Raw genomic sequence first — 20,600 nt, 5'->3', positions numbered from 1 at the left:
GGCGGGAGAGTGTCGCGAAAGTTAATACGGTTTCAACGCGGGCAACTGCGATTATATAAAAATACGAATAAAGGGAGCGAGTGGAATGGAACTTAAAGAACTTATGGGAGAAAAGTGTGTAAAGGTGATTGATCGTCAAAAGTTGAGAATGGGTCTACTTGGAGAGCTATATGAGGCGTGGCATATACCCGGTAAGGCTGGAATCTCACGGAAAGAATATGAAGGGAATAAAGCAGAGAATGCCTGTGCTTATCAATATCTAGAGGATAAGGGCTATATTAAAAAGAGGTGCGTTATGGTATCAGAGGCTCCTGGCGCTAAATTTAATCACATGATTCTTATTACATCCGAAGGAATTGATGTCTACGAGGAATGGCTTGTTAAAGGTAAATAACAATAAATAGGAAGTGGAGCTCGCTATAATGGCGGGCTTTGTTAAGTTACTTTGATGTAGAGATGAATTACGTGTCAGTAACTTTATATCTTCGCATCCGTATATGAAAAAGAACTATATAAAAAGACTTAATTAAAAAGAATAAGTACTTTGCGGTGTCAGTAAATACGTACATAGTAGTTTTTGACACTAAGAAGAACTATTAATTAAGAAGAACCAATATTAACAAGATAAAAGATTGCAAACCTTCCATTTCATTTCAGGTTCGCGAGGTTATTTTATTAAAAGGATACTCTTTTATAAAGTATGTTCGCGCCAAGTGACTAAAAGGAGCGATGGTGCAATCTTTTAGTTTAGATAAATAAGTTTAGTTAAATGAGTATAGTTTGTCTTCAAACTGTGAGGGGCGCCCTTACCGTAATTTGCATCCCCTCCCTTCAAAAATCACCAAAAGTTTCGGGCGGATCAATTAAATAATAGATATTCGATGTCCTGCGAAGGGCGACTATAAAATCCCTTGATTTTCACGGCGTTTTAGCCTTCCTAGCTGTTTCGACTGTAAAGTATAAGCGACGTAATTTTGACGTCTATTTGCGCGGGATTATATCGCAGAAACAAAGCTTAGTCGTGACGATTTAAAGCCGGGACAGAAAGCTGCGATTGTTATTAGGTTGTACTACGAGGAAGAAAAGCAGATGGCGGTTGAAAGAAAAAAATGTCACAGTTCGGGAGTGTTGCGGTAAGCCCAGATTTGGTCTATCCGAAAGCTGGTAAGGTGGCGTCTGAATTAGCAAAAAAAGCAGGTATCGGTTAAGACGATAGGTGGTGCGAAGAAAATTCAACTGTAACAAATGTTACGGTTGAAAAAATTGAGGGGGGAGATGGAAAGCTAGGCACGACGGTACGCATATTGTGCGTATCCTTTCGAACGAAATGCAGATTGAGTTAAGGTAGTTTCCTAAAATAGTAATCTGTGGCAATATTGTAATTAACATGTGTCACGTGACACACAAAGGAGTGCTTGCAATGGAAGTAACTAAACTAGAAATTTCGAAAATTATCACTAATCCGAACCAACCGCGAAAGCATTTCGACGAGGAACGCTTGCAGGAGCTTGCTGACTCGATTGAAAGTGACGGTCTAAAATCTCCTATTCTAGTAAGACCTGCCGGCGATTGCTACGAAATTGTACAAGGCGAGCGCCGTTTTCGTGCCAGTAAGTTAGCTGGACTAGATACGATCAGCGCGTTCATTGAAGAATTAACGGAAGAGGACGCGTTCCACCTAGCTGTTATAGAAAATATTCAGCGCGAGCAACTGACACCGATGGAAGAGGCACAGGCGTTTAAGAAGTACGTTGAGCTTGGGTATACGCATGAAGCTATAGGAAAAAAGGTCAGCAAGAGTCGTACTTATGTGACGAGTAGATTGCGCTTACTTAAGTTAATTCCGGAAATTCAGGATATGCTTGCTACGGGGAAATTAGCTGAGGGGCACGCTAAACAAATTCTAAAATTACGTAATGACTTGCCTGGTGAAACTGAAAACGAGAAGCCGTTTGAATATGCGCAGTTTTTATTTATAAACGACTTCAAGGATGTCGATAAGATTTCTGTTAACGATGTGAAACATTGGGCGGATAAGGTATTACGAGGAATGTTGATTTCTATTTTACGTGTGTTCAAAGAATATCAAGAAGAAAATCCGGTGTCTTTAGATGTTTGCCGTGAATTAAACATTAGTATTACTGATATAACTGAAAATCATTTAGAATTTTTGACCGACTCTGAAATTAGAGAACTACCAAAAGGAGCTAAAAAGTCAGAGATATATGCTAAGTTTGAGAACATAGAAGCACAGATTTTCGAATACCCGGGCGATTTGTCCGAATTGTGGGCGCAAAAACTACTGAAGGCTAGCGAGATTATTATTAAGCAAAACCTTCAGAAGATTGATGAGGCGCAAATCGGATTAGCGAAAGCATATGATGATGCGGCGGAAATGGAGAAGGGGGAAGCGAGTAGGGCGTTAATAGATCAAGCGAATAAAATCCGTAATATGGATTCTACGGAATTTTTTGATTATATTGTGTCGCGTGACACATTTGGGAAAATAAAATAGGGGTATTTTTCGTGTTAGTACGGCTATACGTATTAGACAGAAGATATTAAAAACGCTCGCCAGCGTCATGTTGGCGAGCTCTTTTTATTTGTGGGCTTCGCGAGGGATGAGATGTAAATTCGTCCATATTTTCGTAGTTAGTACGGACTTTATGGCGGAATGGTTATATTTTTACTCATTTGCGGCTTATGCGCAATAGATAACTTACTTTTAGTAGTTAGTACGGCTTATTTTATAGAGGGCAGTCGCGTATAAGGGAGAGAAGAGGCTTGTTATTTTGCGCGTAGTACGGCTTATATTTTTAAGAATGATAGTACCGAAAACATCTCATATGCTGCTTTACATTAATAGGGGGCAAAAACGTCAAAACGTTACGTATTAACTTATAGGGGGGACTGGCGTCTTATTAGTTATCTAGCCTTCATAGGAGGTATTTTTAGTAGTTTCGTGGCTATACTTTTCGGAGGGGTAATTTTGAGACTTAGTTGGCTATACCTTATAGGTAGATATTTTTAAAATAGTAGGGTTACAAAGTGCCAAAATGTCTGCCTTATATATGTAGAGTATTTTCAGGAGTTTCCGAATAAACGGATGCTCCTTTTTTAATGTCTAAATTTAATTGAAATGGAGCGATGTACATGAACGAAATTACAAGATTACTAGACGAGGTGCTTTTCGAAAATCAAGGCGGCAACTATGTCCCAAAGCATCCGAAAATCAAGCGCACAGTATTCGGACTTGTGACGTCACTATCGCGATATGGTAGTTTTGAAGAAGGCGAGCTAATTGGTTCGTCTTTTTCTATTGCCTGGGAGGCGTTACGAACGTTCAAACTAGCAGACGGCGCAAGTTGGGACGAGGTTATCGACGGCTCTGACGAACTCAACCTTAATCGCGCAGTATTGGCGGTATGTAAACGACTTGAACACGAGTTGCCGGTAATAGCTAACCCAGATACAAAGCGCCTATATGATCCGGAAACGGGCGGAAAAACGCTAGTAAAAATTGATTTCGATTCGACTGACCGTCCTCTTTACGATGAGTCGGGCGAAATTATCGGCACAGTGGGCGACGGTGCAACGACGTCGTTTTTTAGTCCACAGGGCGAAGCGCAGCCGTTGCCGTTCCTCGAATGGTTTCGCGCCAACAGATACGAGTTCCTTACCGCCCGTCAAAACGAATTTATCGACGCTATTACGAGCATGGATTTCGCAAAGGATTCCGATTATGTGGAGGAGCGCGACTTTGCTGAGATTGTCGGTATGCAGCCACGCGACCTCGACCGGATCAAAAAGCGTATATGTGAGCGCACGTTGAAGGCGTGGGGTGAACGTCCGGAGTCGAAGTTGAGCAGACGAACCTTCACGTTGAAGGAGCGTTTAGAGAGCTTACGTGAGTTTATTGCGATAGTTGAATCGGACGAAAACTTGACGGAGCAGAACGCACAACTATCGGAATGGATTCGAAAGCAGGAGCGCGAGTATGGCGAAGACATTACCGACCGTATATATGACGTTTTTGCTGGCGATTTGAAGGCTACAAGAGGCTTTAGCGCATTTCTCGGCGGTAAGGTTGCGGTACTGGAATCGAGCTTATTATACCGTGTTTATGACATGATTTTGACGGAGGTCGAACGAATAGAATCGGAGATTGAGCGCGACCAAAGCACAGAGCCAATGCCGTTACGATCAACGGAGATAACGCCGGATATATTGGTGCGGATGGAGGCTCACAAGGAATTTAAGAAGACGCAGCCTTGCCGAGTGTATAGCGAAGAAGGTGAGGTTCAGCGTGAACTTCAGTATGAGCCGAAAGAGTACAAGGTGATGTCGTTGAATGCTTATGGAATACGTCATGATTTGCGCGATAATTAATTCAAACACCTTCCATTTTTCGGATTAGTACGGTCTGTATAGTACAGACAACTAACGCTCGCCAATATGGTGGGCAATAATTTAGTTGAAATTTACGCGAAGTAGGGGCATAAAACACGTTTAGTTATCTATGCACTATGAAGGGGAGTTTAATGCGCCATTTTCCGTTTTAGACACCTATAGGTGGGAACGTGAATTTTTCTAGTTAATAGGGGGTCAAAGTACCACCTAATCTATCTTATATAGTGAAGGAATATTTTAAGTGACGGCTTACTTTTAACTGATTTCGTATCTATGTATTATGAAGGGGAAATTATACGAATATATGACGAAAATTGATTTTTAATACCATATTTTCTGTATTTAGTTACCTATATAGACGCCGAAAGGTATGTACACTATCCATACCCACGGAGGAATTCAAAACATTTATAGAGTATGGTACTACCTAAAATGCTTTTTAGTCTGCTATATAGACGCTGAGAGGGAGTTTTATTTTTTCGTTTCTCGAATTGAAGAGGGTAAACTTTTCTAATATCTAATATAACACATGAAAATTCAATAGTAAATACGCAAATCCTCGGAATTTTTTTTTGGGGATTTTTTGCGTTCAAAAATAAGGGGGCTAATTTTATGAAGATAATTCAAAGTAACGAAGGTAAATGGTTTGACAGCGAAACAGGCGCCGAGCTGACACAAATTCCAGCAACGCGCAAATGTGAACATTTACTAACTGAGACGGGCGAAGTTGTCGCGAAACGTTGCGGAGGGCTTTGTGGAGAAATGTTACCGTTAGATAGTTTCAGTAGATGCGCTAAAGGCTTCGCGCAGAAACGATCGTATTGCAAAAGCTGCGAGAAAAAGAGAGTTCATGCGAATAGTCAGGGCGAGAATGTGTACGGGAAAGAAAAGCGACCGATCAAACCTAAAGCCGAGCGTGAATACGATGAAAACGGCTCATGTATCCGAAAGAAATGCCCTAAATGCGATGGTTGGCGAGAACGTGCCGACTATTACTCAGTGCCGAGTGCTATGGACGGTCTGAGTACACAATGCCGTAAATGTAGTTGGAGTATTATGAAGGAAGCGTGGGCAAAGTACCCAGAGCGATACAAAACCTACGGACACAATAGGCGCGCAAAGGAAGCTGCATTGCCTGGTGATTTAACGGACGAGCAGTGGTTGGACACGCTCGATATATTTGGAGGCGCATGTGTCTTAACCGATGAAACAGACGACGTTACGTTAGAGCACGCCTTGCCTATAAAGATTGGACACGGAGGCACAATATATTGGAACTGTTACCCGATGGCTGGCTCACTAAATAGTTCAAAGTCAGCGCGCAACCTATTCGAATGGGCGAAGGGGCGCGACGATATTGACAAGCCGAAATTTAATAGATTAATAACGTTTTTAGCTGATAAGTGCGGACTCACAGTCGATGAGTACCGTGCTTTTTATTATTGGTGCTTCGCGAATCCACGACTAACAGTTGACGAAATAGAGGCGGACGGCGATGTCGACTCGCTTAAATTGTGGCGTAGGAGCATCCGTAAAAATACCTAACTTATGGCATAAAGGCAAGTAAGGAGCAAGGGCGCGTCAACTACGCAATTATGTTCGGCGGGGAGCTTGGCGCGCAACTAATTTACGTTAATTAAAGGGAGCGATTTTATATGAACGAATTTTTCTATTGTTATTCTACGAATTTACACGATTTCTTACGCAGGAACGGTCAGCGCTACATTTGCGCAGGGCTACATGAAACTACGTTAAATAAATTTCGTTTATATCGTCGCACGGACGAACTGAACGCGCTACTTACCGAGTATGCGGCGGCTAGTCCAGCGAAGTAATTTAAGTTCCAACCGTTAATTTAAATCGATAATTCAAAGGGGAAATGTTAAATGACGAAACCATTCGAACCAACTAAGGACTTTACGATGGTGCATAACGCGCTATTTCAATTATATACGAAGCTTGACGATTTTAAAGGCGATCATATCGCGATGTACATGGTATTAATGTCGTACTATAACGAGCGCGAGGGCTACGCTTATCCGACGAAAGCCGACCTTGCATTACGATTAAACTACGGAATCAATAAGCCGGCACAGCTCGCGAAAGTATTAGAGAAATACGGACTGATTAAGTGTGTGTCGCGTAAGAATGGTAGCTTTGGTAGTAACGATATTTACTACGTTTACGCGCCGATTACTGATGCGCAAGAATTTAGCGCGAAATATGCGGAACAAGTAGAAGCATACGAAGAAAAGGCGACTAAAATGTACGAAAGAAATATTAAGAAGCCGAAGAAGGACGAAGCCGAATACGCAGAAATAACGGAAGGTGATCGCGGAATGACTGGAGTAACGAAAGAGTATTTCGAGAATTGGAAGGCGCTAGATTTATACCACCATGCAGAAGTATTCACTATTGCGGATTGCCAAAACTTTTATAACGAGAGTGGCGAAGTTATTGCTAGACATGGTTTCGGAGGCTTTCCTAACATTTACGAAATAAGAGAAGATTACTTTTCGAAGGAGGACGAAGCCGAAACGCTAGTTAATGATGAGTTAACGGCTTGGCTTTAGTTCTCGACGCACTATTTCCGTGCGTTCGACGCACTGTTTTAGTGAGTTCGACGCACTGATTCCGTGCAGTATAAATATTTACTTTATAAATACTTACTATATAAAGATTTATATTTGCGCAAGCTCATTCGTAAACTCATTCACTTGGCGCGAACAGGTTTTATATAAGAGATATCGCGATAATAGATATAAAGATATAAGGACGCGAGAGATTATTCGAAGAAGAATAGAAGGGGGAATAATGATGGCACTCAAATCACTTGGCGCAGAACACCACCTCGCAATTAAGTATTTGGCGCTCCCGAAACGTGGGGGCAAGACGTATGAAGAAATCGCAAAGGAGTGCGGTGTTCACGTTAATACAATTGGTAACTGGCGTAAAGACACGTTATTTGAGCGAGAGTTAAAGCGTCAGATTGTACGGAACACTCAAGACCGATTGCCTGAGCTAATGGGCGCGATGATTGATAACGCAATTGAAACGGGTAATGCTGCGGCTGCGAAGCTTATCTTGACTGCTAACGATATGCTAACGGATCGTGTCGAGGTTAATACGAGTGAGAATGGCGGACATTCTATCGAAGACATTAAGGCTAAGATTGCGCAGTATGAAAGCAAATCTACAGACGGTAGGTAATGGCGCCATATAATAAGAAGAGACTCGGATGAGCTATTGTAAGTCGTTGTGTATCGCGATAAATAAAGGCGATTACATCGGCTGCAAGCTCTCGGCGCGTACCTGTCCGAAATTTTTCAGCTCTGCGACCGTCTACAAAACGGTTATTAAAAAGACTGTAAAATCGATGCAATTAAGTTAGTCTATAAACTCATACGTTAGTTTATTTACGCGTTTATAAATCATAGTTGACGTTTCCATACGTTTTGTGTACTATTTAAGTAACGAAACTAAAGGGGCGGTAATTATGAAGATAGGATATGCGAGGGTAAGTACGAAAGACCAATCGTTAGATTTACAGATGGACGCGTTAAAAGAGGCGGGCGTTGAGCGTATCTATTCCGAAAAGGAAAGTGGCGGTAAATGGGATCGTGCCGAATTAAACCGAATGTTAGAAGCGCTAAGACCTGGCGACACCCTTATCGTATATAAGCTCGATAGACTGGCGCGTAGTGTTAAGCAACTGTACGAAGTAGCGGATATACTAAAGGAGCTTGGCGTAGGGTTAGTTAGTATACGCGAACAACTAGATACGAGTACGGCGATGGGGCGCGCTATGTTCGGGATGATAGGTGTTATGGCAGAGCTAGAGCGCGATATGATTATAGAACGTACGCAAGCAGGACTACAAGCAGCACGCGCAAGAGGGCGCAAAGGCGGACGTCCTAAAGCTGACGCAGATAAAGTAACGCAAGCGTTGGCGATGTATGACGAAGGCAAAGCAACTGTTCGCGAGATAACAGAAGCAACAGGAATAAGTAAAGCGTTGTTGTATAAAGAAATAAATAAACGAAAATAAACGAAGTCGGGCGAATGAGCTACGGCTTTTTCTTTTTGCGCGAAAACGGCTGACCCCCGGCACACCCCCACCCCCATCCCGAATTTCTGCATCTAGTGAATTTTAAATGCGCGCACCGATTTTAACTTTTGAAATTGCGTAAAATCAAAGGCTATTAGACGTTTGAACCATCGCCGAGGGCAATTATACCTTTCGCGTACAGAACGGCTAAACCGACGTAAAAAACAAGCAAAAAGGAGGCGGTCGCTATCGCATGGGTGAACGGAAAATGGATTAAACGGGACGAGCGAGCAGAGCTAATCGACACATACTCGCAGCTTATTGGCGCGATGCTTGAACGAAAGAAAGACGGCACGTTGCTCGATTCAGAGTACGAAGAGTTAGCGGAGCATATCGATGAGTTTGAACGCTTGAAACGAATACATCGCGCGGAAGATGACCTTATGTACTTCTGTATCGAGTATTTTTCCGAAAGTGGCAATCCCGAAAACTTAGGGAACTGGGACGGCTTTGACGTTATTAAGGCGGAAGACGCCGTAGCATTTCACCGTGAGATTTGTGGCATTATAGACGACATATCAAACGTGAATACGAATGGTAAGGTAGCGGTAGCGGCGCCTAGATCGCACGGGAAAAGTACGTATTTATCGCGTGCCACTCCATTGCGCGAGGTTATATATCGTAAACGTCGTTATATCATGATTATCTCGGAGACTCCGAATGTTGCTGCGGCTAACTTATCGTGGATAAGTGGCCAACTTAAAACGAATAAGAAATTGCGCGAAGATTTCGGGCCATTGCTTTCGCCTAAAGGAAACGAGAAAGATAACTCGATGGAGTTTATCGCGTGGGAGCAACGCGGAGAGGAGCAGCGCGACCTTGCGTTAGTGCAAGCGGCATCGACCGGCGGAGCTATTCGTGGGCGTAACTGGAACGGCGTGCGACCGGATTTAATTGTCTGTGACGACTTAGAAGATGCGCGTCCGGGTGGTAATGCATCGACGAAAGAGCAACGCGAGAAGTTGAAAGAGTGGTTTAGCTCGTCAGTGATTCCGTTAGGTGACGCGAAAGGGAAGCGAACGGCTTTCGTTTACATGGGAACAATAGTTCATATCGATTCGTTGCTTAATCACGTTATTCATAACGACCCAGACTTCAATGCGACGCTATTCTCCGCAATTATCGAGGAGCCGGTTCGTAATGATTTGTGGGAGCAATGCCGAAGTATATATAACGATATTACACTCGAAAAGAAACAGCGCGAAAGTAAGGCACGAGAGTTTTACGAGGCGAATCGCGAGCAAATGGACGAAGGTGTCGAGGTTCTTTGGGAAGAAGCGCAGCCTATTTGGCGCTTGTATACGTGGAAATGGAATCACGGTTCAAAGGCGTTTAATACCGAGTATCAAAACAAGCCACGCGACGAAGAGTCGCAAATTTTCGACCCTGAGACATTCCGTTATTATGACGAATCTGATTTACTCGACACTTACGGACGCGAAATGTCATTAGAGTATTACGCGTTTTGGGATATCGCGACAGGAAAGAGTTCACGATCCGATTATAACGCGATTGTTACCGTCGGAATTAACCGAACTACGGGCGTAATATTCATTAAGGATGCTTGGGCTAAGAAGTGCCCGGCACATGAGGCGCTTAACGTAGCAGTCGATAAAATAAAAGAATATGAGCACCGTGTATTCCTGATAGAGACTATCGGTGTTGGTCATGATTTCTACAGGCAATTGCGCGAACGTTTATCGAAAGAAAGAATATTTCGTACTAAATTAAAACCAATTACACATTACAGCTCGAATAAAGAAAAGCGTATCGAAGCGCTAGAGCCTATCTGTGAAAGTGGTTTTTTGCGTTTCAATAAAAAACACAGCTTATTACTAGAACAATTGGAACAATTTCCTGACGGGAAACATGACGACCTTGCTGACGCACTTTCTGGCGTGGTCGATCAGATTGGGAGTGGGAAACGACGACAAGTATTCAGTAAAAAGCCTGCAAATATGTAAGTAAGGAGGTCGGTAGCTTGGGACTGTTTGAAGTAGGCGGCTATTATCCGCCAATTGAGCATAAAGAACGTATTGATCGCTATAGAATCAATAAATTAACGGCGCTTGGGGAGCACATTAAAGTTTTTCCTACGGATTCATTATCTGACCCGCAACGCGCAACAGCTTATATCGCGGTAAACTTGCCGGGACTTATTTGTAAGAAATCAGCGGACTTCCTTTTCGGTGAGACGCCTATCTACAGCGCGGGTAAGGATGATAATTCGAAAGAACAAAAGGCAATAGAGCGTTTAGTTGAAGAAAACGGACTTAACACAACTAATTATGAATCAGCTAAAGCAAACGCCTTTCGCGGTGATTCATTCTATAAGATTCGGTGGGGTCAGAAATATGGCGGGCACGAGCCTGCAACAATCGACCCGTTCCGTGTGTTTATCGAATCTCAACGAGCTGAGTATGTATTCCCTGAAACATTGCCGGGCGACAGTAATACCATTTATGCGTATCATATCGCAGTTCCTCAAGTAGTCGAAGGGACAGGCGATGAAGAATGGGAACTAGATATTGAGTCGCACTATCCAGGGCGGATTGAATACTCGAAATATAAAATCGAGCCATTCAGTTACGCGGACTACGAGAACGCCATCATCGAGTGGAAGATTGTTAAACAATTACCGGATGACCGTGAAACAGTGAGTACAGGTATATTAGAACCTCTTATTGTACATGTGGCGAACTACTCGTTAGATGATAGTTGGAATGGAATCGACGACTTAACGGAGAACCTAGCGTTGTTCGCTGAACTTGATAATCGGTTGTCCAAGATTGCGGAAATCTTAGACAAGCACTCCGACCCGTTAATGGTTGTACCTGAAGGGACGCTCATCGAGAATGAAAATGGAGAGCCGATATTCCGTGCGGGACGGGATAAAGTATTCGAGGTTATGGATCGAAAAGAGGTTACTCCGCAATACATCACATGGAACGGGCAGCTTGACAGTGCATTTCGTTCTGTTGATTTAGTAATCGATCAAATCTTATCTGTCGCGGAATTACCGCCAATCGCGCTGGGTAAAGGTGATAGTGGAACGTCAGGCGCATCGGGATTTTCTATCAAGTGGCGAATGAATAGCTTAATTTCGAAAGTCAATCGTAAACGTCAATATTATGATAGAGCGCTTAAAGAAGTTTTGACGATCGCGCAAAAATTGGAACACGCGCAAGCTGAAGAAACGCCCGATTATGAAATCACTGTTCCAAAAATCAAGTTCCAAGACGGCTTACCTAATGACGAAATGGAGCAGGCAACTATCGCGAACATTCGAACAGGCGGCAAGCCTACGAAATCACAATTGACCGCAATTATGGAATTGCAGGAATGTACTGAGGAGCAAGCAAGGGCGGAGTTGAAGCGTATTGAAGATGAGGAGGCAGCGGCAAGCACCGTTAAAAGCTCCGTTTTTAATGAACCGGAGGCGGTTGAATGATGCAGCCACCACAACCAAACTACGATTATGATGTTGCGAAACTTATAAAAGCTTACGAATCTGCGTTCGATAGAGTATTGCGTGAGCTTGAACGTGTTGATTTAGACAATTTTACGCGCGCAAATCAATTAGCAACACTTAAGTCTATCGCGGAAATTCTCGCTCAACTAGACGTAACAGCAGGTGATTGGGCTGCGTTACACCTCGAAAAAGCCGTTCAAGATGGTATTGTTAATGCTATTTTGGCGCTTGAAGTCGTATCGTCCGTCGCTGAAGCTGAGGCAATCGTTACTTTTAATAAGATTAACAAGGCGCTAGTAGAGTCCGCAATTGCCGATACACAAGCCGACCTATTGGCGGTTACACAAAACGTTAATAAGAAGGTGCGCGCTAGTGTAAGAAAGGTTAGTTCTGAGGTTATGCGTGCCAATTTAACGCGAGGCATCAACGGAACTCAGTCGTTATCGCGCGATATTATGGCGGGGTTGCGCGAGGAACTAGGCGCATCGTTAAATAGTGCAATTATTGATAGTGCGGGACGTAGATGGCGCCCTTCTCATTACGTAGATGTATTAGTTCGTACGAAAATGATGGAAGCGCACCGAGAGTCTACCATTAATGAAGGCGTTTCTCGTGGCGCTCTTTACGGTGTTGTTTCGAGACACGGGGCGAAAGATGATTGTGCAAAGTGGGAGGGCAAAGTGTTGAAATTAGTGCCGGATGCGCCAGGCGACTATACGTATGTCGGCGACGTACCACGTAGGCAGTTATTTCACCCATGCTGCAAGCACACATTATCGGTTGTAAGAAAGCCGGAAAGATATGCTTAACTATTAAAAATTCGAGGCGTAGCTCGTAAAACACGAAGGAGGATATTATATGAAAACTATTAATACAATCGAAGGTTTATTATCGTTGAACTTACAATACTTCGCGGATGGAGAAGAAGCTGATACCTCGTCGGACGCGACGGAAAACACGGAAATATCGGCAGAAAAACAGCCAGAGCACATGATCCCGAAAACTAGATTCGACGAAGTTAACGCTCGTTATAAAAAAGTGCAGGCACAACTCGACGAGATTATGTCCGCACAAAAAGCGACAGAAACGAAAGCGCAAGAAGAGGCGGGCGAGTTTAAGCAGTTATACGAAAGTATTAAGTCAACGCACGATACATTAGAGGCGCGCAATAAGGAGCTTGAGGGCGTTGTCGGCGAGTTATTAAAGTCAAAGCTTGAAGGAATTGCAGAAGAATTTCATGATTTAATTCCGGACAACCTTACGCCGGAAGCGAAGCTTAGTTGGATTAACAAAGCTGAAGCAAAAGGATTATTCGGCAAGAAAGAACAGAAGCCGGTTGGTACTCAGACTAACGGAGAAACCACCAAAACAACTATGACTAAGGAACAATTTCAAAAACTTGGCTACCAAGAGAGGACAGCAATTTTCGAAAGTAACCCCGAACTATATAACAAGTTGAACAAGTAGGAAATCCCTGCTTGTTTTTATTTTACCCAAAAACATAAACAAGGAGTGTTTTAATTTATGGCACAAACAAAACTAGAAAACTTAGTAAATCCACAGGTAATGCAGGATATGATTTCAGCCGAGCTTCCAAAGGCTATTAAATTCTCACCTATCGCAGAGATTGACTACACATTACAAGGGCAGCCGGGCAATACAGTAACCGTTCCTAAGTTTAACTATATCGGTGATGCTACAGTTGTCGCAGAAGGTCAACCAATCGATTTAACGCAAATAACTACTGTGACAGACCAAGCGACAATTAAGAAGGTTGCAAAAGGTACTGCGATTACTGACGAAGGTGCACAGTCTGGTCTAGGCAACCCGGTAGAACAATCGAAAGGTCAAATCCTTAAATCATTAGCAGCAGGCATTGATAACGAAGTGCTGGCAGCCATTGCAACAGCACCGATTAACTACCCTGCAACCGAATTTAACCTCGACACAGTAGATAACGCAATCGCACTTTTCAACGATGAGAGCGACATTGTAGGTTCTATGGTTCTCTTTATGAATCCTAAAGACGCGTTAAAACTACGTAAAGCAGTAGCGCAAGATTGGGTACGCCCATCTGAGTTAGGAGATCAAATCCTAATCACCGGTACTTTTGGAGAAGTTTTAGGTGCGCAAGTAGTACGCTCAAATAAACTTGCGGAAGGTACTGCATATATCGTTAAAAAAGGGGCTTTAAAATTGTACATGAAGCGTGACGCATTTGTTGAGTCGGATCGCAACATCGTAACGAAAGAAACTGTAATAACAGGCGACCAGCACTTCGCAGCTCACTTATACGATGATTCTAAAGTAATAAAAATCACTGTAGCGGGTGCCTAATATGGGGATGCTTATACACATGACAATTCAACGGAATAAACAACAAGCAGAAATGTCGCGTGAGGAAAAGAAACCGGAGGCAAAGCCGAAAAAGGCGCCAGCTAAAAAAGCCTCCGCAAAATAAGGAGGCGAAAGCATGACGGTTAATATAACTGACGCGGATTTATATATCGCGCAAAATGTAATCGACATTGACGATTGGACGGAAACAGACGAGGCGAAAAAGCAACGGATACTTAACGTTGCCGACTCGACGCTTAAGAGTAAATATCCTAAGTATGAGATACCGGACACTGCTGTCTATGAGTTCGCGCCGATACTGGCAATCGTATTTAGTGATACGTACAAAATGCAACGTTACGGTGTTAATAGCTTCTCCGTTAAAGGTATATCGTTCTCATTCGCAGGTGATAGCGCAGAATTAGAACAATTAATCCCGAAACGAGCAGACGAATTAATTGCCGAGGTTAACGGTGAAGTAACGAAGCCACGTAGGCGTATCGGAAGGTCGGTGCGCTAATGGCCCTTTTACCACTTAAGCAGTCCATAAAAGTAACGCGTCAAGGTGAGCCGAATGAGTGGGGCGAAGGCGGAACGCCGGAGGTATTCAATTTGAAATGTCGTGTCGATGAGTCGTCACAAGTCGTACAAAATAGACTAGGTGCGGAGGTCGTTGCAGGAATGGAAATCACATTAGACAAGCTCGCAGATGTTCGTTATAGCGATGTGATTGAATTCACTAACGAATTAGGAAACGTAGTAAAACGTGAACCTATCCGCATAGAAGTAGTGCGTATGATTACGGGCAAGCCGGCACTAACCGTCGTCTACGCGTAATGGAGGGGTAATATGGCGAAATCATTTAGCTTAGATTTGAGTGGGTTGGCTAAAGCACTTAATCAGTCGGCGGCTTCCGCCGCAAGAGGAGCTAGACAAGGGTTAGACGATGTCAAAGACGACTGGGTCAAGGAGTCTAGGGACGTCGCGCCTTTGAAAAAAAGAAACTTACGCGATCAAATTAACGGCGAGCTAGAAGTTAGCGGATTAGATTCCGAAGTTATTGTTACGGCAAACGCAAGTCAAGATGGCTTTAATTACGGTTACTACATTCACGAAATGGACGCGGGCGGTAAGAAATTACGCCTTTCTGGCGCTGAAAAGAAATTTATAGACAAGCCGGCAGAATCATCCGAAAGTGAATGGTTACGTTGGATAGAGGAAGGTATTGAGGAAGAATTGAGACGAGAGGGATGGTAATTTGGTAGATATTAAGACCGAAATTGAGAGTATACGAAACTTTATCGCGCCAATTCTACTTAATGTCTCTTTTGACCTCCAAGGTATGCAAAAAGAGTATTCCGGTAATGTTATCGCGATTGATTTCGAGTTAAGTAATAGCACTACCGAAACCAACGCTACCTATCGACTTAACCACACTATACAGTTAGTTTATTTCGGAGAAAGTGCGCTTGATTGTCTTAGTAAAATGACAAAAGTTGAGCAAACAATGAATAACTCACACCAAATACCTATTAACGGAACGGCTCGGTACTTACGTATCGAGTCTTTTTCGTTATCGAAACCATTCAAAACGGAGACACAAGGCGTTCACGCGATCATCGGTATGTTGGAAGTTAGTTTGCGCGTATTAAGACCGCAGCCAACTTATGAAAAAATCGAGAATGTTTATTTTGATGTTAATCAAGAGTTTACACAATCGCAATGCAATAAAAACCTAAAGGAGTGATTTAATGAGTAACGGTGGAACTTGGGATACTACGTCCCTGCCAATACGACCTGGTATTTATATCAATTTCGTAGAGGCGGCAATTGCTCAGATAACAGGTGGGGCGCGAGGTATAGTCGGCATTCCTGTTTTCAATTACGATACTACTGCCACGGCGGGTAAATTTTACACTTTCGAAAATGAAAAAGAAGCCACCGACGTATTAGGCGGGGCAAACAATGACGCAGTTTTACGCGTGTTACAAGGCGGAGCAAAAGAAGTGCTAGTATACGCTGTACCTGCTCAACAAGTGCCCGAAACAAACGAACAGCAGTTTATCGATTTGCGCGATGCCTTTGAGGCGCGACCGTTTAACGTATTTGTATACCCTAACGAAGTCAGCGCATCGGAGCAAGACAACACTTTAGCTTGGTGTAAACGCAACCGAGAAGATGGTAAACACTTTACGGTAGTATTTGGTGGCACGGCAGCCGAGGATCAAAACCCAGAGGACGGAAACGCGCGATCAATTCGTCTAGCGGACTTGTACGCGGTCAATCTAACAACAGGAGTCGTTTTAAGCGACGGCATTGAGCTATCATCCGGCGAATTTTCTTCATATATTGCGGGTTTAATAGCGGGAACTCCTATTAATAAGTCGATTACGTACTCACAAATTCCGGTTGTTGACGTAACGCGCCGACTGAAAAATAGCGAGATTAAGACGGCACTAACTAGCGGATCGCTGGTACTTGTTCACGACGGCCGTAAGGTGAAGGTTGAGCAAGGTATTGTGACGAAATCTGACGAACAAAAACGTGGCAAGATTCGCACAACTCGCGCAAGACAGGCGGTAGCCACCGACATCGCTGAAACTGCTTGTGATAACTATATCGGAAAAATTGACAATAACCCAGATGGGCAAGCGGCTCTGATAAGTGCTGTTAAAGCTTATTTAGAGACATTAGAAAATAATAACGTATTGATGAAACCAGTTGTAACGCTAGACCCACAACGCAAAAGCGAAGGGGATAGCGTTTTTCTTTTGGTTAGTTATACCGAAGTTGATTCAATGGAACGCATTTTCTTAACTATTAACGTCTAATCAGACGAAAAGGGGACGGTGAAAGACGAATGTCATTAGATACTACGCGAGTAATAAACGGTACGTTCGGGACTGTATATCACGAAGGTAATTGGGTTATGAATGCCAAGTCGGCAGAGGCGATTGTCGAGATAAATAAAGAAGAAGTTCCAATAGCCGGTACACGCTGGATTGGGCATAAGGTTACGAGTTTGACGGGCACAGGTTCTATTTCTATGTACAAAGTTACGTCGGAATTTATCGTGCTTATTGGTTCTATCGCGCAAGATGATGGGAAGCCGTATGTCACTGAATTGATTTTTAAACTAGCTGATCCAGAATCATTTGGCGCGGAACGCATCCGTTTAAAGGGTGTACAATTCGACCAGATTCCACTTGGGAAGTTCGAAGTCAACGCAATTGTTGAAGACGAGCTTCCTTTTACATTTAGCGGCTATGAATTGTTAGACAAAATTGAACAGGCATAATGCAGGCGAGCACCTTCGGGTAGCTCGCTTTAAATTTGAAAACTAACTCTTGGAGGTTGAAATATATGGATGCATTACAAGCACTTTTAACAGCGGATTTACACGTTACGAAAGAAGTAATTATTGATCGTTTAGGGGTGGCGTTTGTTATTAAACCACTTGACGGTAAACAGATTCAACAAATTACGAAAGAAGCTTCATTCGGAAATTCACTAGATGAGTATAAATTCGGTGCAATTGCTATCGCGAAGTCTTGTGAAAATGTCGATTTTAAAGACGCAAAACTACTCAAAAAGTACGAAGTTAGTACGGCGGAAGATTGCGTGCAAAAGGCATTGTTTGCGGGTGAAATCGCGCTATTACAGCAAGAAATAATGAATGTTAGCGGATTTAAAAACATTAACAAACAGGTGAGGGAAGCAAAAAACTAATCAGGGCGGGGGGTGAGGCTGCGATATTACATGCGATATTTCAGCGCCACCATATCCCGCCAGATGAGGTATATGCGAAAGAACCTAGACAACGCGCGTTTATCTACGCGTCAATGCAACTCGTGTTAGAAGCGGAGGAGCGTGAGCAAAGTAAACGGCGTGCGCGCCGAGGAAGGAGGTAACGCATGGCATATGATTTAACGGCTGCTTTACGTATTGATACTGGCGGCTTTGTACAAGGAATGCGCGACGCTTCTAGGCAGATGAGCAGTATGTCGAACAATGTAGATGCGGTTGACAACCAAGTGTCCGGACTTTCATCATCGCTGAGAACAATGGCGGGCGCGCTAGCTGGTTACTTCGCGGTAGATAGTATAAAGAATCTAGGCGTAAGTATGGTTGAAGCTGCGGCGGATGCTCAAGCACTCGGCGCACAGTTTGACCAAGTATTCGGCAAAGTAGAAGGCGATGCTCGAAAGTTAGTCGAGTCGTTAGGCAAGGACTTCGGCATGGTTTCTACGAGACTAGAACCTGCGATGGCGCAAACGACGTCTATGTTCAAAGGGTTAGGAATGGATACGCAAAAAGCGATGACGAAAGCTACCGAAGCAATTACGCTAACAGCCGACGCGGCAGCATTCTATGATAAGAGCTACGAGGATGCAAACGCGGCTCTAAACTCCTTCATCAAAGGTAATTACGAAGGTGGGGAAGCGATAGGGTTATTTGCTAATGAAACGCAACTGGCGGCATGGGCGTCGAAGAATCTAAGCCTTGACTGGAAGACGTTAGACGAAGCGGGCAAACAGGTAGCTCGTTTAGAGTTCGCGAAATCCATGCAAGGAGCTGCGGGCGCGACTGGACAAGCGAGCCGGGAATCGAACTCTTACTCGAATCAATTAGGTAACTTGAAACAGACGTGGACAGATTTAAAAGCGCAACTAGCGACTCCTATACTTGAGCCTGTGATAAATGGACTAAAGTCAATGGCGGAGTGGTTGGGTAAAATCGATACTGCCGCAATAATCGAGAATTTTTCAGCGTTCGGCTCATATATGAGTGGGATTTTTACTCCTGTTTTTAACGATTCAAAAATCGCGATCGAAGGTATTTGGAAAGCGTTCGAGAGTGTCGGTGGTGTAGAAATTGCAAAAGCTGCACTAGATGGACTGAAAGCCGGCTTGGAGTGGATAAGAGATAATTCATCAATTATCGTTGCGGGATTAGTTGGTTTGGGCGCGGCTTTTGGTACGTTGCAAGCTGTAGGCATGGTTACAACAGCATTTAATTTCTTTAAGACAGCATTAACAACCTCAACGGTAGCCACAACACTTCAAACGATTGCAACGAAAGGGCTTAACGCAGCATTAAAAGCAAATCCATTAATGTTTGTCGCAACTCTTATCGGCTTAGTAGTCGCAGCAGGAGTCAGCCTTTATCAGAATTGGGATGTCGTTAAAGCCAAAGCTGGGGAGTTGTGGGGAAAAACAAAAGAAGTCTTCGGAAACATTTACGAGTGGGGAGTCAATAAGATTCAGCCGGTAGTTGATTTCTTTAAGGGTTTAAGCGACACTTTCGGCGATTTTAAAGACGCGATCACAAGTTTTGAATTGCCCGATTGGGTGACCTCTATCGGTAGTACAATCAGCGGCGCAGCTAGTAAAGTTACCGGTTGGGTAGACGGTTCTCACGCGGGCGGGCTTAACTATGTTCCGTTTAATGGGTATATCGCGAGACTTCATAAAGGTGAACGTATTTTAACCCCAGAAGAAAATGCGAAGCTGAATAAGCTCGGATTAAATAATATCGCGACTCTAAGTATGCCAAATAGTGTTCCGTTAAATTATGAACCGAGATCAATCGTTACCAATAACTACACGGATAAAAAGACCTACCGCACAAATACAATCGATAGCGAAAGCGACGGGAAATCAGGCACGGGCGCAGTCAGCGTAAGTTTCGCAGGCGCGCAATTTACTGTGCGCGAAGAAGCTGACATCGATAAGATAGCGAATAGGTTCTTAGAAAAATTACGTGAAGCGAGGGAGGGCGGAGCATAATGACGTTGGAATTTTGGCTTTCATACAATAACAACGCAGAGAGATTGCGGTTGCCGGTAAATCCGGAGTCATTGACCGTCTCCTCTCCGTTTTCTCATACGGACGTTAGTGTGGCAGGTCTGGGCGAAGTATCGATATTTGGCGAGCGTGGGTTAAAGGAATTTTCGTTTAATACGTTCTTCCCGAAAACGTACAATCCGACATATTGCGCGTATACAGACTTTCCTACGCCTGACGAATGCATTGAAACAATCGAGCGTTGGCGAGACACGCGTCGCCCTATCCGTTTTATCGTAACGGGCACAAAAGTTAATTACGCGGTCACAATTCGGGAATTTGAGTACGACTTAGAACGCGCAGGTCACGCCGGCGACGTTTATTTTTCGTTAGCGCTTAAGGAATACCGATTCTTAACTGTTCGCGAAGAGACGGTCGGAAACAATAAAAATAAAAAACCGAAGAAAAACCCGAGACCGCCAGTCGT

General features: G+C 43.6%; 21 protein-coding genes. All 21 read left to right on the top strand.

What is annotated here, in order from left to right; translation table 11 throughout:
- The first annotated feature begins 85 nt into the window (after nt 1-85).
- Entirely contained in the window at nt 86-394 is a 309-nt protein-coding gene (locus V7014_RS18205; protein WP_335508969.1) for a hypothetical protein, read from the top strand.
- A 1,026-nt stretch (nt 395-1,420) separates the two neighbouring features.
- Nucleotides 1,421-2,515, top strand: coding sequence for a ParB/RepB/Spo0J family partition protein (locus V7014_RS18200; protein ID WP_335508967.1), 1,095 nt, complete (start codon nt 1,421-1,423; stop codon nt 2,513-2,515).
- Between the two features lie 638 nt (nt 2,516-3,153).
- Nucleotides 3,154-4,389: a hypothetical protein gene (locus tag V7014_RS18195; RefSeq protein ID WP_335508965.1), complete on the top strand. Its 1,236-nt coding sequence runs from the start codon at nt 3,154-3,156 to the stop codon at nt 4,387-4,389.
- A 633-nt stretch (nt 4,390-5,022) separates the two neighbouring features.
- The gene (locus tag V7014_RS18190; protein ID WP_335508964.1) at nt 5,023-5,955 is read left to right on the top strand and encodes a hypothetical protein; all 933 of its coding nucleotides are present in this window, start codon (nt 5,023-5,025) and stop codon (nt 5,953-5,955) included.
- Between the two features lie 341 nt (nt 5,956-6,296).
- Entirely contained in the window at nt 6,297-6,983 is a 687-nt protein-coding gene (locus tag V7014_RS18185) for a hypothetical protein (RefSeq protein WP_335508962.1), read from the top strand.
- A gap of 292 nt (nt 6,984-7,275) precedes the next feature.
- Complete coding sequence (locus V7014_RS18180) at nt 7,276-7,620, top strand: hypothetical protein (RefSeq protein ID WP_438824934.1); 345 nt, start codon at nt 7,276-7,278, stop codon at nt 7,618-7,620.
- Nucleotides 7,621-7,906: 286 nt separating this feature from the next.
- Entirely contained in the window at nt 7,907-8,458 is a 552-nt protein-coding gene (locus tag V7014_RS18175) for a recombinase family protein (protein ID WP_335508961.1), read from the top strand.
- Nucleotides 8,459-8,715: 257 nt separating this feature from the next.
- Nucleotides 8,716-10,482: a phage terminase large subunit gene (gene terL / locus V7014_RS18170; protein ID WP_335508959.1), complete on the top strand. Its 1,767-nt coding sequence runs from the start codon at nt 8,716-8,718 to the stop codon at nt 10,480-10,482.
- Nucleotides 10,483-10,499: 17 nt separating this feature from the next.
- A complete protein-coding gene (locus V7014_RS18165) occupies nt 10,500-11,969 on the top strand; it encodes a phage portal protein (protein WP_335508957.1) in 1,470 nt (489 codons plus the stop codon).
- A complete protein-coding gene (locus V7014_RS18160; protein ID WP_335508956.1) occupies nt 11,966-12,799 on the top strand; it encodes a phage minor capsid protein in 834 nt (277 codons plus the stop codon). The genes V7014_RS18165 and V7014_RS18160 overlap by 4 nt, the downstream gene beginning before the upstream one ends.
- A 49-nt stretch (nt 12,800-12,848) precedes the next feature.
- A complete protein-coding gene (locus V7014_RS18155) occupies nt 12,849-13,457 on the top strand; it encodes a hypothetical protein (RefSeq protein ID WP_335508954.1) in 609 nt (202 codons plus the stop codon).
- Nucleotides 13,458-13,514: 57 nt separating this feature from the next.
- On the top strand, nt 13,515-14,327 hold the full coding sequence (locus tag V7014_RS18150; protein WP_335508952.1) for a N4-gp56 family major capsid protein: 813 nt from the start codon (nt 13,515-13,517) through the stop codon (nt 14,325-14,327).
- Between the two features lie 136 nt (nt 14,328-14,463).
- Nucleotides 14,464-14,847 (top strand): hypothetical protein, encoded by a 384-nt coding sequence (locus tag V7014_RS18145; RefSeq protein ID WP_335508950.1) that lies wholly within the window; start codon nt 14,464-14,466, stop codon nt 14,845-14,847.
- 92 nt (nt 14,848-14,939) lie between these two features.
- Nucleotides 14,940-15,164 (top strand): hypothetical protein, encoded by a 225-nt coding sequence (locus V7014_RS18140; RefSeq protein WP_335508947.1) that lies wholly within the window; start codon nt 14,940-14,942, stop codon nt 15,162-15,164.
- Nucleotides 15,165-15,317: 153 nt separating this feature from the next.
- Entirely contained in the window at nt 15,318-15,584 is a 267-nt protein-coding gene (locus tag V7014_RS18135) for a hypothetical protein (protein WP_335508945.1), read from the top strand.
- A 229-nt stretch (nt 15,585-15,813) separates the two neighbouring features.
- The gene (locus V7014_RS18130) at nt 15,814-16,074 is read left to right on the top strand and encodes a hypothetical protein (RefSeq protein WP_335508943.1); all 261 of its coding nucleotides are present in this window, start codon (nt 15,814-15,816) and stop codon (nt 16,072-16,074) included.
- A gap of 4 nt (nt 16,075-16,078) precedes the next feature.
- The gene (locus V7014_RS18125) at nt 16,079-17,158 is read left to right on the top strand and encodes a phage tail sheath subtilisin-like domain-containing protein (RefSeq protein ID WP_335508941.1); all 1,080 of its coding nucleotides are present in this window, start codon (nt 16,079-16,081) and stop codon (nt 17,156-17,158) included.
- Nucleotides 17,159-17,187: 29 nt separating this feature from the next.
- Nucleotides 17,188-17,625, top strand: coding sequence for a phage tail tube protein (locus V7014_RS18120; RefSeq protein WP_335508938.1), 438 nt, complete (start codon nt 17,188-17,190; stop codon nt 17,623-17,625).
- Nucleotides 17,626-17,690: 65 nt separating this feature from the next.
- A complete protein-coding gene (locus V7014_RS18115) occupies nt 17,691-18,056 on the top strand; it encodes a phage tail assembly chaperone (protein WP_335508937.1) in 366 nt (121 codons plus the stop codon).
- A 185-nt stretch (nt 18,057-18,241) separates the two neighbouring features.
- Nucleotides 18,242-20,116 (top strand): hypothetical protein, encoded by a 1,875-nt coding sequence (locus tag V7014_RS18110; protein ID WP_335508935.1) that lies wholly within the window; start codon nt 18,242-18,244, stop codon nt 20,114-20,116.
- Nucleotides 20,116-20,600: peptidoglycan-binding protein (locus V7014_RS18105; protein WP_335508933.1), on the top strand; the 485-nt coding region annotated here is incomplete at its 3' end. The genes V7014_RS18110 and V7014_RS18105, both read left to right, overlap by 1 nt.

Origin of the sequence: Bacillus sp. JJ722 (assembly GCF_036963345.1) — a bacterium.
GTDB lineage: Bacteria > Bacillota > Bacilli > Bacillales > DSM-1321 > Bacillus_AD.
This window is presented reverse-complemented; position numbering and strand designations above follow the sequence as displayed.

Coding starts and splice junctions, on each gene's coding strand:
- V7014_RS18205 (WP_335508969.1), top strand. CDS start 86: ATGGAACTTAAAGAACTTATGGGAGAAAAGTGTGTAAAGGTGATTGAT.
- V7014_RS18200 (WP_335508967.1), top strand. CDS start 1,421: ATGGAAGTAACTAAACTAGAAATTTCGAAAATTATCACTAATCCGAAC.
- V7014_RS18195 (WP_335508965.1), top strand. CDS start 3,154: ATGAACGAAATTACAAGATTACTAGACGAGGTGCTTTTCGAAAATCAA.
- V7014_RS18190 (WP_335508964.1), top strand. CDS start 5,023: ATGAAGATAATTCAAAGTAACGAAGGTAAATGGTTTGACAGCGAAACA.
- V7014_RS18185 (WP_335508962.1), top strand. CDS start 6,297: ATGACGAAACCATTCGAACCAACTAAGGACTTTACGATGGTGCATAAC.
- V7014_RS18175 (WP_335508961.1), top strand. CDS start 7,907: ATGAAGATAGGATATGCGAGGGTAAGTACGAAAGACCAATCGTTAGAT.
- V7014_RS18160 (WP_335508956.1), top strand. CDS start 11,966: ATGATGCAGCCACCACAACCAAACTACGATTATGATGTTGCGAAACTT.
- V7014_RS18155 (WP_335508954.1), top strand. CDS start 12,849: ATGAAAACTATTAATACAATCGAAGGTTTATTATCGTTGAACTTACAA.
- V7014_RS18150 (WP_335508952.1), top strand. CDS start 13,515: ATGGCACAAACAAAACTAGAAAACTTAGTAAATCCACAGGTAATGCAG.
- V7014_RS18145 (WP_335508950.1), top strand. CDS start 14,464: ATGACGGTTAATATAACTGACGCGGATTTATATATCGCGCAAAATGTA.
- V7014_RS18130 (WP_335508943.1), top strand. CDS start 15,814: ATGACAAAAGTTGAGCAAACAATGAATAACTCACACCAAATACCTATT.
- V7014_RS18125 (WP_335508941.1), top strand. CDS start 16,079: ATGAGTAACGGTGGAACTTGGGATACTACGTCCCTGCCAATACGACCT.
- V7014_RS18120 (WP_335508938.1), top strand. CDS start 17,188: ATGTCATTAGATACTACGCGAGTAATAAACGGTACGTTCGGGACTGTA.
- V7014_RS18115 (WP_335508937.1), top strand. CDS start 17,691: ATGGATGCATTACAAGCACTTTTAACAGCGGATTTACACGTTACGAAA.
- V7014_RS18110 (WP_335508935.1), top strand. CDS start 18,242: ATGGCATATGATTTAACGGCTGCTTTACGTATTGATACTGGCGGCTTT.